This window comes from Lysinibacillus capsici, from assembly GCF_020217405.1.
GTDB classification, from domain to species: Bacteria; Bacillota; Bacilli; order Bacillales_A; family Planococcaceae; genus Lysinibacillus; species Lysinibacillus capsici.
On sequence record NZ_CP084108.1, the window covers coordinates 2,080,549 to 2,094,507 of the forward strand.

Annotated in this window: 9 protein-coding genes and 2 CRISPR repeat arrays (1 of these 11 only partly in view); all 9 genes read left to right on the forward strand. The window is 33.6% G+C overall.

The window, feature by feature from the left end; genetic code table 11:
* The first annotated feature begins 57 nt into the window (after positions 1–57).
* The 9 genes from LCP48_RS10050 (at position 58) to cas2 (ending at position 12,041) form a co-directional block, all read left to right on the forward strand.
* On the forward strand, positions 58–1,017 hold the full coding sequence (locus LCP48_RS10050; protein ID WP_216486900.1) for a hypothetical protein: 960 nt from the start codon (positions 58–60) through the stop codon (positions 1,015–1,017).
* A gap of 142 nt (positions 1,018–1,159) precedes the next feature.
* Positions 1,160–3,124: a CRISPR direct-repeat array (repeat unit 29 nt; unit sequence ATTTAAATTCCACTTAGTTAATGAAAACC).
* A gap of 776 nt (positions 3,125–3,900) precedes the next feature.
* Positions 3,901–4,638, forward strand: coding sequence for a CRISPR-associated endoribonuclease Cas6 (cas6, locus tag LCP48_RS10055; RefSeq protein WP_004228706.1), 738 nt, complete (start codon positions 3,901–3,903; stop codon positions 4,636–4,638).
* Between the two features lie 12 nt (positions 4,639–4,650).
* Positions 4,651–6,354 carry a Cas8a1 family CRISPR/Cas system-associated protein gene (locus tag LCP48_RS10060; RefSeq protein ID WP_009371070.1) on the forward strand — a complete coding sequence of 568 codons (1,704 nt, stop codon included), beginning with the start codon at positions 4,651–4,653 and terminating at the stop codon, positions 6,352–6,354.
* Complete coding sequence (cas7i, locus tag LCP48_RS10065) at positions 6,347–7,225, forward strand: type I-B CRISPR-associated protein Cas7/Cst2/DevR (protein WP_004228700.1); 879 nt, start codon at positions 6,347–6,349, stop codon at positions 7,223–7,225. The genes LCP48_RS10060 and cas7i overlap by 8 nt, the downstream gene beginning before the upstream one ends.
* Before the next feature lie 12 nt (positions 7,226–7,237).
* The gene (gene cas5b, locus LCP48_RS10070) at positions 7,238–7,972 is read left to right on the forward strand and encodes a type I-B CRISPR-associated protein Cas5b (RefSeq protein ID WP_004228695.1); all 735 of its coding nucleotides are present in this window, start codon (positions 7,238–7,240) and stop codon (positions 7,970–7,972) included.
* A 46-nt stretch (positions 7,973–8,018) separates the two neighbouring features.
* Positions 8,019–10,247, forward strand: coding sequence for a CRISPR-associated helicase/endonuclease Cas3 (locus LCP48_RS10075; protein ID WP_004228693.1), 2,229 nt, complete (start codon positions 8,019–8,021; stop codon positions 10,245–10,247).
* A 33-nt stretch (positions 10,248–10,280) separates the two neighbouring features.
* Positions 10,281–10,793 carry a CRISPR-associated protein Cas4 gene (cas4, locus tag LCP48_RS10080; protein WP_004228691.1) on the forward strand — a complete coding sequence of 171 codons (513 nt, stop codon included), beginning with the start codon at positions 10,281–10,283 and terminating at the stop codon, positions 10,791–10,793.
* Entirely contained in the window at positions 10,790–11,776 is a 987-nt protein-coding gene (cas1b, locus tag LCP48_RS10085; RefSeq protein ID WP_004228689.1) for a type I-B CRISPR-associated endonuclease Cas1b, read from the forward strand. The genes cas4 and cas1b overlap by 4 nt, the downstream gene beginning before the upstream one ends.
* A gap of 1 nt (position 11,777) precedes the next feature.
* On the forward strand, positions 11,778–12,041 hold the full coding sequence (cas2, locus tag LCP48_RS10090) for a CRISPR-associated endonuclease Cas2 (RefSeq protein ID WP_004228688.1): 264 nt from the start codon (positions 11,778–11,780) through the stop codon (positions 12,039–12,041).
* Between the two features lie 252 nt (positions 12,042–12,293).
* Positions 12,294–13,959: direct repeats of the CRISPR family, unit length 29 nt; unit sequence GTTTTACATTAACTAAGTGGAATATAAAT; it runs 2,047 nt beyond the window's last position.

A 13,959-nucleotide genomic window follows, 5' to 3' on the forward strand; every position in this document is an offset into this window, starting at 1 on the left:
TTTCAAACTTCCCTCACATTTCATCTGTATACTAAGGGATTGGAAGGTGGAATCATTTTGAGAAAATATTTACTTTTATTATTGATGAGTACTTTATTCATGGCACCCGTTGCCTACGCCCATACGATGGATAAAAGTACACTATTCACGGATGTCCCTGAAACAGCCGCCAATATTCAGGACATTATGGTACTACACAGTATTGGGCTTCTTGGGTACAATGGCAAGGATATGGCCTTAAAACCAACAGACAATCTTTCACGCAAGGACTTTGCAGGCTGGGTAGGTGGCTTTTTCGGCCTTGAGGGAGCCACAGTGGATGAGCTAGCACAAGCAGCTCAAAAAGAGGATTACGTGTCTTCGCTAGAGGGAGATATAACGTACAAGGAAATAAATACAGCACTTTTTCATCATAAACTTGAGCTAGCCAATCCTGACGCAACCATGACGAAAGAAGAGTACATTGCATTCTTAACAGAGCACCTTACATTTGATATGGGCGGACATACGCTTATTCAGATGGGCGGCTTTGCAGAAGGACCAACGGGTACGATTGAAGACGTAGTCACAGGTGACCAAACAGGAATCATCATCGACGGTAAAACATACATGCTGTCAGGACACCCTCGCATCTTTGCCGATTCAACAGATGCCAAAAGCTGGGTAGGGCAACAGCTAGAACGTTCTATTTTTACAACAGGAGCGGATCACCATCATGGACATGACGGTGGGCAAGAGGAAAGCCATGGGGATCATGCAGAAGGCCATGGCGACAGCCACGAGCATGAAGCAACCGCCTCGAATGAAGCAACACTACAATATGTGCAAATTAGCACTGCACAAGTGGTGAAAGAGGATGCCAAAGAAATGGAGTCTTCGAACGCTACTCCAAAAGAAGAGCAACAAGCAGCCGCAGCAGATGACACAACATCCAACTCAAACACAGTATGGATGATCGCCATCCTAGCAGCACTAGCCGCTATTTTTGTTATTGTATTTGTGAAACGCAAGAAATAATGTAAATGAAAAGAACCAGCAATGACCGAGGGGATTGGGTTGTTGTTGGTTTTTTTAGCGAATAATAGATTGCAAGGGTTTAAATGCCACTTGCTAATAAAAATGCCTTCAGTTGGACAATATCTTCCTAACCTATTTACTTATTATAAATCCACTTAGTTAATGAAAAACGAAATATCTTTATCAGCTGTCGATTTCTTCACAAAATTTAAATTCCACTTAGTTAATGAAAACCCCCTGCTGTTTTCATCATATTGATTAAGTTACCTTATTTAAATTCCACTTAGTTAATGAAAACCCAACAGCTGTTCCAACGCCTATAAGAGTCTCTTTAATATTTAAATTCCACTTAGTTAATGAAAACCTTGATTCTCTTAACCTATTCAAAAATCGATGGTGGTATTTAAATTCCACTTAGTTAATGAAAACCTCAGACTTTAATTCAGCATCACGCTCTGGTGAAACATTTAAATTCCACTTAGTTAATGAAAACCCAGAAGTACAACACATAAGTGATGTTAAACAAGTCCATTTAAATTCCACTTAGTTAATGAAAACCCTTTAGTTCTTTACCATCCTTAATCGCGCGATAAAATTTAAATTCCACTTAGTTAATGAAAACCACAGAAAATGACGTTTGAAGATATGCTGATGGTTTAATTTAAATTCCACTTAGTTAATGAAAACCACAATTTACCACAATATCAAAGCTGTCATCTTCGGAATTTAAAATCCACTTAGTTAATGAAAACCGGGAACAAATTTTAAGTTCCTTAACTGAAATAAATGAATTTAAATTCCACTTAGTTAATGAAAACCTGTATGTGAAGCTTTTGCATACTTATATAATGAAATATTTAAATTCCACTTAGTTAATGAAAACCCCAACGTATCAATATGAATGGTGCTGTAATGGTGAAATTTAAATTCCACTTAGTTAATGAAAACCGAATGTTCCAGATCCACCAGTATTACCATTAAGTCCATTTAAATTCCACTTAGTTAATGAAAACCTCGGCTTCCACACGTTTTACACCTTCCTTTTTCACATTTAAATTCCACTTAGTTAATGAAAACCGTTTGTGTTACCAAGAGGTGCTCCCCTTTCTCTCTTATTTAAATTCCACTTAGTTAATGAAAACCCTGTTCCAATTTGTCTAGTAGGATAAAACCGCAATCATTTAAATTCCACTTAGTTAATGAAAACCACATCAGGTTGGGGTAGTAAATCAGTTAATTTTGGATTTAAATTCCACTTAGTTAATGAAAACCTTGTGTCTGGTTCATGCTGTTGCCTCCAACAATTCATTTAAATTCCACTTAGTTAATGAAAACCTGCAACTGGAACTACAATGCAAACAAAAGTTGATACATTTAAATTCCACTTAGTTAATGAAAACCATAGCCATACACGTATATCACAATCAAGAAACAAGAATTTAAATTCCACTTAGTTAATGAAAACCTGAAGGCGTTCTACGTTATGACGTAGATGTAACGTTATTTAAATTCCACTTAGTTAATGAAAACCCTTTGCCCCTTTTCCGAATTTCATTAAGACTTGATAATTTAAATTCCACTTAGTTAATGAAAACCTGAGCACGCATTTTTTCAACATCTACCGTTGTTTCATTTAAATTCCACTTAGTTAATGAAAACCTCCATGTATTCGTAACCTAAAGCCCGCTTCAATAATTTAAATTCCACTTAGTTAATGAAAACCCTTTGCATGAATGACACTATGACAAGATTTTAAGGATTTAAATTCCACTTAGTTAATGAAAACTGGCATTCCACACAGTTTCAATTACAAACTTCACAGCATTTAAATTCCACTTAGTTAATGAAAACCCATCCATTGCTAATGGATGTATATTGCAAATATGATATTTAAATTCCACTTAGTTAATGAAAACATCGACTGTCATAAACAACTCGATATACTTTGTAAAATTTAAATTCCACTTAGTTAATGAAAACCTTATTACCACTAGAAGAAAAAAGACACGTATTCAATTTAAATTCCACTTAGTTAATGAAAACATACAAACTCTTTTGAATGAATTTACTGCTATTTCATTTAAATTCCACTTAGTTAATGAAAACCCACCTTAAGCATAATCAAAAAAACCTTATTTTTCAACGCTTTATCAGGTTGTACTTTGAGACTAATATCATTTTTTTGCAGTCAATCTGTAGTTTGAAAATTTCCCTTTGTTATTCAAGTGCCTCAATGCTTGGCATGGAAAGCATTGAAGGGATTTAATGTTGTAAAATGATTCACTGCAATTTTTATAAAGAGGAGAAAATCCATTTTATTCAAGTAATAGTTCATGTCGAGCACATTCTCATAGGGAGTTTTGTATCTATGTTAAATATTTTCATGCTTTATAAATTTGCCTTACTTGTGTTACATCCTCATCATGTGTAATCGGCGTTTAGTGAAGAGGGTAAAGGAAATTAAATGAAGTTTGTTAGAATTACTAAAAGTAATCAGCTATGTAAAAAACCTACTCGAAATAGTCTCAAGTAGGCTCTTTTGTAGTTTTTTTTAAGAAAGTAAGAACTTGAAGTAAGTAAATTTCCACATAGTTAATAAAAAATGAGATAGTTTTCTAAAAAATTAAACATTATTTAAAAATATATATTTAAATTCCACTTAGTTAAACATGATTTTCCTATCTTATCAATAAAAGCTAAGAAAATAAATGAGAATAAAATCACAAAATAAATAGTTATCCTATATAGTTTTAATAATAATTTAATTTTTAGAAAATATTGACTAATTGTGAAAAATAAATTACTATAAATGTAAATTAACTCCTAAAAATATCCTTACTATATCTAGGAGTAGTCTATGAAATAAAAAGGAGGTGAAGCCAAATGAGGTTGCAGATCATTATGGAAGCGGAGAAAATACCTAAGCATTATCATTTTTTAGCTGGGAGTGTAGTTAAAGCCGGACTATCTTCTGTCAATCCAGAATTAAAGGAAAGTTTGTATAGCTTTGAGGAACATCAAGCTAACAAGGCGATGCGTCCTTTTACAGGAGCGATTTATTTAAATGGTTATACGCTAGAAGGTGATGAATTTATCATCCATCAAGACATTCGTATGACCATTTCTTCTTCTGATATAAATTTTATGATAACTCTGTATAATGGCTTACTTGAGCATCAGCAAATGCAATATAAGTCATACACCCTACACATTAAGCATGTTAAATTTTTATCTGAAAAATTACCTACAAAATCTCAAGCTCTATTTAAAACAAACAGCACCATCGTTATTAAAGATAAAAACAATCAATATTTAAATATTGATGATCCTGATTATGAGAAGGAATTGAATTATGCAGCAAATGAATGCCTAAAATCTGTTGCTGGGCGGACATTGCATCAGCCACTAGTTTTTACATCAGTAATGATGCATAAAAAAGTTGTGCAGTTAAAGCATGACAAGCTTAAAAATTTAAATGAAAAAGGAATTCTTTATTTGAATGGTTTTGAAGGAAGCTTTGTACTAGGAGGACATCCAGAAGATTTAGCTTTATTAACGCAGACGGGTATTGGTTTTAGAAGATCACAAATGCTAGGCTGCATTGAAATGGTGAATGAGTAGGAGGTGAAGTGAATGATTGAACTACAGTTAGATGAAACAATTTACAATGCCAGTATTTTGGGACTTTGCCGTGTATTTGACTATGCAAAGCTAGAGTATAGTAAGAGCGATTATCAGACTATTAGTTTTCCAGAAAGCAATTTAGCGAACTTTGAAGAACATTATTTTGCCTATTTATCTGCTCAATATGGACATGAAACAAATTACTATAAAATGACTAATCCTACTATTGTAGAGTTTTTATTAAGAGCGAAAACTGACATTGGAGATGAAAAAAACTTAGAACGGCTCAATGCCCATATTGAAAAAGTGAAATACTGGCTGTCATCGAATAGTTATAAGAATGTCTATCCATTTCTGTCTGCGATTCCATTTGATTTTTTAGAGGCTGCAAAAAGTTTAAAAAAGGTAACACAGAGGAAAAAAGAAACCTTGGAAAAAATTCAGCCTCAAATTGGAGACGCTGTGGACGCATTACTACAAATTGTCGAGCATTTAAAGCATAAGGATGCAAAGCGATTTATCATCCCACGTGTCCTTACATATCAAGTTATTCAAGGTTTTTGGTCCAATGTCTCCTTCCTAAATAGCAATGCAAGTAAAAAGGATCTCTATGAAGAATATTTTAATTACTTCATCAAACCTGCTCAAGATTTTCTAACGTCAAAGAAAGATGAAAAAAAGTATGGAAAAAATAAATTAACATGTGCGTGCTGTGACAATAAAATGAAGTCTATCTCAGAGGCATTTGATCTTACTTGGGTACAAAATTTAGGGGTTGATGGGGCAAGAAAATCCTCGCATTATTGGAACCATCAGCGCAATCTATTTATTTGTCCAATCTGTAATATTGTGTATAGTTGTCTGCCATTAGGCTTCACATTGAAAAATGGGATAGGTCTCTTTATCAATAGCAATCAATCCATTGTCGAGTTACTAGCTTACAATAAAATTCAGTTACGCAACGATAGAGGAGAAGAATATACACGCGATAAGCTGGAGGAAATGGCATATTCAAAAATTATCAATGAAATGTATCAACACGCAGAAAACAAGAAGAATGTAGAAATTGACAATATCCAGATTGTTAAATATGACAAAAATAATGAATCCAGACCTTATACATTCAATATGTTATCCCGTGACAAAGCACAGCAGCTTTATGATAACCGGAATGACTTCCATTACTTGACGGGGAAATTTGTTAAGGAAAACGGAGACTATATAAGCCTCTATCAAGAAGTTATTCGACGTTTTTATAATGGACAACGCTTTAGTGATTTACTCTATCGTTTAATACGTTTAGTAATCGATGATAAATATACGGATACTTTTTCTATCTATAAAATTCTGAAAATTTCAAATTATGTATTAAGTGGAGGTTCACATTATATGACAGATAAAGAGTTAAGAAGTATTCGGATTAGCGGCTACGAATTAAGAAAAGTATATCGAGGTCAAGAAACAAAATTAAATGCTATTTCACACCGTTTGTTAAATGCTTTAAAAGTAAAAAATCCTAATAAATTTATGGAAACAATTGTACAGGCATATAGCTATAAACGCCATGAAAAATTAGGTATCCCCCTATTTTTCACAACAACACTCAGTGATATTGAAAAATTCCAAACAATTGGCTACGCATTTTTAATAGGATTAAATGGAAAAGATTTCAAAAAAGAGGATATGGCAAAGGAGGAGCAAGTAAATGAATAAAAAAGGATTAACAGTCAGTATGATAGTTGAAGCAGAAAGTGCCAACTATGGTGAGGGTGTTGGCAACGTTGCTTCTTTGAAAAAAATTTCCCGTGGAGATCATGAAGTGTACACGTATATTTCACGTCAAGCATTGCGTTATAACATTGTCGAACAAATGGATATCAATCACACGCCATTGGGTATGGATGGCTCCGTTATTCAATTTCACCCAGATGCAACAATCGCAGATTATCCTGAAATTGATTTGTTCGGCTATATGAAAACGGTAAAACCACCGAGAACTCGTGCTGCCGTGGTACGCTTATCCAATGCTGTCGCATTGGAAAGTTATAATACAGATTTAGAATTTTTAACGAATAAAGGGTTGTTTGACCGCCATAAAAGTGCAACAGCTAATGAGGAATTAAGAGGTGGAAATATTGCACAAAGTGAAATTCATAAATCCTTTTATGCATACACACTAACGGTGGATTTAGATAAGATTGGGATTGATACAAACGATCAAATTGAAATTCCATTAGAGGAACGTGCTAAACGTGTTATTTCTTTATTACGTACATTAAAATTTTTATATCGTGATATAAAAGGGCGTCGAGAGAATTTAGCTCCAATTTTTGCGATCGGTGGTGTCTATGATTTAAAAAATCCATTTTTCGAAAATCGGTTAAAGCTTCAAAATAATAAGCTTGCCGTTGCAACGGTTGAGGGAATTTTAGCATTGGATTCACATATTCAACAACATACACATGTTGGCTTAGTCAAAGGATTATTAGCAAACGACGAGGAAATTGAGCAAAGTTTACAAGCAAAACCAATGGCAGACTTCTTCGCGCAGCTAGAGCAGTCTGTATCAGATTATTATAAGTAAGCAGGTGAACATATGAAGGGGATTCGGATTGAGGCTTATCAGAACCTAGTGAACTACAAAAAGCCTACGAGTTTTCAATTAAAGGAATCATATCCATTGCCCCCGTACTCAACTGTTATTGGCATGGTGCATGCGGCATGTGGCTTTACCAGTTATGTGCCAATGCAGGTGAGTATTCAGGGGAAATATCATGCAAAGGTCAATGATTTATGGACGCGCTATGAGTTTGCTGGTAGTTCGTATGAGCAAGGTCGCCATCAGTTGAAAGTGGAGTTATCAGATGGGAAAGCACAGGGGATTACACGCGGTGTTTCCACAACAGAGCTATTAGTAGATGTCGAACTAGTATTGCATATTGTACCAGAGGACAAGCAATACATTCCAATCATTATTGACGCACTAAAATCACCTGCTGAATATTTATCACTAGGTAGACGCGAGGATTTATTGCAGATTAATGTAGTGACGGAAGTGGAGTTAGAAATTCAAAAAATGGATGAAGACAAGAGAGTTGATTTTGATATTTTTATTCCGCAAGCGATGACCAAGAATGATATTTATGGAAAAGTCGGTACATCCTATCGTTTAAATAAAACATATAAATTATTAGAAATTGCTAAAGGAAAGCACATTCGTCAGTGGGAAAAGGTGATTGTTTCCCATGTACCGGCTTCTTCAACTAACTATCTTGCTGCATATGAAAACGTGCTTTTCGATAAGGATGGCTATACCGTATTTTTAGTATAAGAGTGGGGGAATGTTCTCCATTCTTTTTTTATAAGGAGGTTTGTAGATGTTTGAAAAGCTACTAGCAAAATCAGCAACAAAAACATCCGCCGCACAAACGATTATTGAGCATACAAACCATTTAATTAAAAAATGGGAAATATTTCGTAAGATTTATCCAAATGCACTGTCAAAGAAAGATTGGGACATTTTATTACAAGCGGTGAAGTACCATGATTTAGGAAAGGCAAATACCAAATTTCAGAATAAAGTACGCACAATAGAAGAGCGTATAGAGGATTTATTTCCTGAAATAGATGAAATTCCTCACAATTACTTAAGCTGTGCTTTTATGCCGATTAAAAATCTAATCACTCACTATGGTAAAGAGGATGCTACGTTATTAATTTTAGCTGTTTATTATCACCACGAACGAGCAGAGCAAAATATGTACGAGAGTGGTGATGAGATTAAAAAGGATTTACAAAAATATGTGTCACTATTAAATGATGATTTTAATATTCGTGAAGAACCTAAATTTGATTATCGAAAATTTACCGATCGAACATTTCTTAAAAACCGTGAGCAACTGTATCGTTTCGTTCGCATAAAGGGCTTTTTAAACAAGTTGGATTATGCGGCAAGTGGAGATTATGAAGTTGAAATTCCTCCTGAAGATTTACCGCAAAAAATGAAAAAGTATTTTGATAATAAAAAGCGCACTAGGAATGAGTTGCAAGACTATTTATATACTCTCCAACAAGAGAATCATATAGTCATTGCGTCAACGGGGATTGGGAAAACAGAAGCAGCTCTTTGGTGGCTTGGTAATGACAAGGGCATTTTCACGCTGCCATTAAAAGTGTCCATCAATGCGATTTATGACAGATTGATTAATGAAATTGGTTGCAGCAAAAAGAATACAGGATTGCTACATAGTGGTATGCATGCTGAATATGTCAAACGTGCAGATGAGCAAGACCTTGATTTAAAAACGATTACACATGCGAAAAATTTATCTATGCCGCTTACAGTGACGACAATCGATCAAATTATTGATTTTGTCGGGTTATATCCAGGCTTTGAAATGAAACTTGCCACATTAGCCTATAGCAAAATTATCATTGATGAAATTCAAATGTACAGCGCAAGATTAGCTGCCTTTATCGTATTAGGGTTGAAGTATGTTACGGATATAGGCGGTAAGTTTTTAATTATGACTGCCACATTACCACCACTTTTCATAGAAGCGTTGAAACGATTGGAAGTGCCATTTGAAAAACGAGAAGACCCATTTTTAAAATTCGCTGCCAATAATCAGCCAATTAAGCGTCATTTTATGCAAATTGTTGAAAAGGATTTGACGATAGAAGAAATTTTAAAGCATCCAATGGAAAAAAAGGTATTAATCATTGTGAATACGGTGACGAAAGCACAGCAATTATATAAAGAATTTGAAGAAACAGGGGTAAAGGCTTCTCTTTTACACAGTCGTTTTATCACCAAGCACCGTCAAGAAAAGGAAGATGCAATTTTAGCATTAGGAAACAAAGATTGCCTAAACACGGGAATATGGATTACTACACAGTTAGTAGAGGCAAGCGTTGATATTGATTTTGATATTTTATTTACTGAGCTTTCAGAGGCATCAGGTTTATTTCAACGTATGGGACGTATTTATCGAACGCGAGATTATGTAAAAAACATACCAAATATTTACGTTTTTACAGGCGAGCCATTGCCATCAGGTATTGCGAACAACAAAAAATCTGTTGTTGATTTTACAATTTTTTCTAAATCCAAGGAAGTGCTACTGCAATATAACAATCAGCTAATGGATGAGAAAATTAAAATGGAAATTGTGGAGCAAGTGTATAGTAGAGAAGCTTTAGGAGCAGAGTGCGAATATATTCAAACATTCGATGAAACATTAGCTTGGTATGAGGATTTATTACCTTATCAAGAGGAGAATAAGCCGACCTTAAGAGATATTCAAAATCAATTGGTGATACCATATGGTGTTTATAGGGAAAATGAATTAGAAATAGAGAATATAAAGAATGAATTATCTAAAAGATTAGCATGGCAGGCGAAGATTAATTTGTTAATTGAATTGCAAAAATTCACAGTGCCTATCGCAACTTGGGCATATGATAATGCAAGAAAACGAAAAAATGGAGAGGTTACTTCAACAATTAGAGTTGATCGCTATACAGAATATCCAGTTGTGACCTATCAATATACAGAGGAACTCGGCTTAATTTTTGTAAATGATGTAGATGCCTTCTTTCAATAATTATGGAAAATACCATACAAGGAGTGAAAGCATTTGCAATGGGATGATTTAAAGGCAACCGGTTTGCAAGTCCAATATTTGAAAGTATGCGAGCGCAAGCTATGGTTACATTCACATCAACTTGGCTTTGAGGATGAGGACGATAAAGTACAGCAAGGGAAGGTATTGCACGATACGTCCTATCAACGCCAAAAGTCAAAAGAAGTATGGATAGAAAATTTAATTCGGATTGATATGATGGACAAGCATTATGTAGGAGAAGTTAAATCTAGTAGTAGAATGGAACAGGCTGATAAGGCGCAGCTTCTATATTATTTATTCGTACTTGAGCAAATGGGGATATATCGAAAAGGCAAAATACATTATCCAAAAGAAAAACGTGTTGATGATATTGAATTAACGGAAGAGGATAGAGAGGCCATTCCTAAATGGTTAGCCCAAATCCAACAAATTATTCAGCTAGACAAGCCTCCTAAGAAGAAAAAATTAAGATATTGTACAAAATGTGCTTATTATTCATTTTGCTGGGTAGGTGAAGAGGAATGAAAAATGTATATTTATTTAATAACGGAAGGATTCAAAGAAAAGATTCTACTATTTATTTAGTATTCGAAGATGGTACGAAAAAAACATTACCAATAGAAAATACAGAAAATCTACATGTATTTGCGGAAATGGACTTTAACACCTCTTTTTTTAATTTGATGAATCAAAAAGATGTAAATATACATTTTTATAATTACTACGGCTACTATTCAGGTAGTTACACACCTAGACGAAAAAAAGTGGCGGGCTTCGTTGATGTCCAGCAAGCAGCCCATGTAATGGACTTGAATAAAAGGTTGTATATTGCACAACAATTTGTCTATAGTGCTATTCATCATATGTTACGCAATATTCGTCGCTACAAAGATGAGGTAGAGCCATTCATCAATGAAATAACGCAACTAAAGAAACAAGTTGCAGATGCTACGGATATACAAACCTTAATGGGCATAGAGGGGAAAATTCGCTTTACTTACTATCAATGCTTTAATGCGATTATTAAAAATCCTGATTTTCAATTTACAAAGAGAGAAAAACGTCCGCCTACAAATCCAATTAATGCACTTATTTCATTTGGCAATAGTTTAATGTATACAGCTGTATTATCTGAAATGTACAAAACGCAATTAAACCCAACAATTAGCTATTTACATGAACCAGGTTCTCGAAGATTTTCCCTATCTCTGGATATTGCAGAAATCTTCAAACCGTTGTTAATGGATAATTTAATTTTTATGTTAATAAACAAAAAGATGATTCGTGCGGAACATTTCGAATATATCGAAGAACATATTTGCTTATTAAACGAAACAGGACGTAAAATTTTTATTGCTGAATTCGAAAAACGAATGAGCACGACCATTAAACATCGAAAATTAAACAGACAAACCTCTTACCGATTTTTAATTCGTCTAGAATGTTATAAATTAATTAAACATCTGATTGGTGATGAAGATTATAAAGCATTGAAAGCGTGGTGGTAGCGTGTATGTACTGATTGCGTATGATGTGGATGTGAAACGGGTGGGAAAAGTCCATAAAGTATTGAAAAAATATTTAACGTGGACACAAAATTCTTTATTTGAAGGAGAAATTACTGAAGGACTTTTAAAACAATGCCTAGCTGAATTAGCAACAAAGGCTAATCCGAATATTGATTCAATTTATGTTTACCGAATTGCCAATCCTGAAAATATGAAAAAAACTGTGTATGGGGTCGAGAAAGATTTTGAGAGCATGTTTTTATAGTCATCTATTCTATTAGTAAAGACTAGAAAAGTGAGTATCGATCGTATTCAAATTCTCTTTTAGTAGAATTGCAGTGAATCATTTTACAACATAATATTCCTTCCAGGCATATCATACCTAGCTTTGAGGGCACTTTGATTGCAAAGGCAAATTTCTGGACTACCGATTGACTGCAAATAATCATATTTGTCGTAAATTACAAGCCGTCAAAGCGTTGAAAAATAAGGGTTTTTTGATTATGCTTAAGGTGGGGTTTTACATTAACTAAGTGGAATATAAATTTGGATTTCACGATAGATTTAAAGTTTTTAGATCCCGTTTTACATTAACTAAGTGGAATATAAATGATGTCTTTGCAGGGTAGGAGGCACTGATTATGTCGTTTTACATTAACTAAGTGGAATATAAATCTATGAACCAACTAGTTAATGACTTAAGAAAGTCTTGTTTTACATTAACTAAGTGGAATATAAATGATGAACGCTTTTCGAATGAAGTACTAAACGAATTAGTTTTACATTAACTAAGTGGAATATAAATCCAGAACAATTAGATATTATTGCCGAGTACGGAAGGTTTTACATTAACTAAGTGGAATATAAATAACAGCAGATAAAAGAGAAATACTTCAAACACCACTGTTTTACATTAACTAAGTGGAATATAAATATTGATTTTTATTAATCGTTATATTGCACTCTTGAGTTTTACATTAACTAAGTGGAATATAAATATGGTATGTAACAAAAATGCGTGGAGATCTGCGCTGTTTTACATTAACTAAGTGGAATATAAATGATCTCAATTTAACAGTGGTAAATGCACTGGTAGCTGTTTTACATTAACTAAGTGGAATATAAATTTTGATAGAGTAATTATTAGACACGCATGTTCGCGTTTTACATTAACTAAGTGGAATATAAATTATATTATTCATGGGCGGTTTAGGTACTGGTAAAACGTTTTACATTAACTAAGTGGAATATAAATTGTTGTACGGAAGTTTTGCTGTATATAACGGTAATAAGTTTTACATTAACTAAGTGGAATATAAATAACAATGCTAAAACGAAAATGAAAGAGGTTGATTTAGTTTTACATTAACTAAGTGGAATATAAATGAAATAAATATCGAATTTATTGGTAAAGCCGTTACGTTTTACATTAACTAAGTGGAATATAAATAGTGGCTGATGATGTTTCAACTTTAAGTGCTATGTGTTTTACATTAACTAAGTGGAATATAAATTTAATTGAACTAAAAGAAAAGTCAGGTGTAAAAAGAGTTTTACATTAACTAAGTGGAATATAAATGGCGAATGTGCTAAAGCAACACCTCGAACAGTAGCGTTTTACATTAACTAAGTGGAATATAAATAAAAATAATTACAGCGTGGATGATGTATCAGAGCTGAGTTTTACATTAACTAAGTGGAATATAAATTTAACACCAGCTACAGCAAAAGCAAAGCGCCAAGAGTTTTACATTAACTAAGTGGAATATAAATGTCATCCACAAGGAAAGTGAAGTCGTATGCTGAACCGTTTTACATTAACTAAGTGGAATATAAATTCGAATGAAGCAAGACCTAAATCACTTTCTACACTAGTTTTACATTAACTAAGTGGAATATAAATCCTTCAGCTGATTTGTTTGTACTGTGCTAATCATAGTCGTTTTACATTAACTAAGTGGAATATAAATATAACAGGCAAGCACCAAGATGGCGAATATAAATATGTTTTACATTAACTAAGTGGAATATAAATATTGGTAAATCAACGATTTTAAATCTTATCCATAGGTTTTACATTAACTAAGTGGAATATAAATTCCGTAGATTGCGTAGTAGTGCTTAGACCAACAAAGTTTTACATTAACTAAGTGGAATATAAATATTGGTAAATCAACGATTTT

Coding starts and splice junctions, on each gene's coding strand:
- cas5b (WP_004228695.1), top strand. CDS start 7,238: ATGAAGGGGATTCGGATTGAGGCTTATCAGAACCTAGTGAACTACAAA.
- LCP48_RS10060 (WP_009371070.1), top strand. CDS start 4,651: ATGATTGAACTACAGTTAGATGAAACAATTTACAATGCCAGTATTTTG.
- cas6 (WP_004228706.1), top strand. CDS start 3,901: ATGAGGTTGCAGATCATTATGGAAGCGGAGAAAATACCTAAGCATTAT.
- cas7i (WP_004228700.1), top strand. CDS start 6,347: ATGAATAAAAAAGGATTAACAGTCAGTATGATAGTTGAAGCAGAAAGT.
- LCP48_RS10075 (WP_004228693.1), top strand. CDS start 8,019: ATGTTTGAAAAGCTACTAGCAAAATCAGCAACAAAAACATCCGCCGCA.
- cas1b (WP_004228689.1), top strand. CDS start 10,790: ATGAAAAATGTATATTTATTTAATAACGGAAGGATTCAAAGAAAAGAT.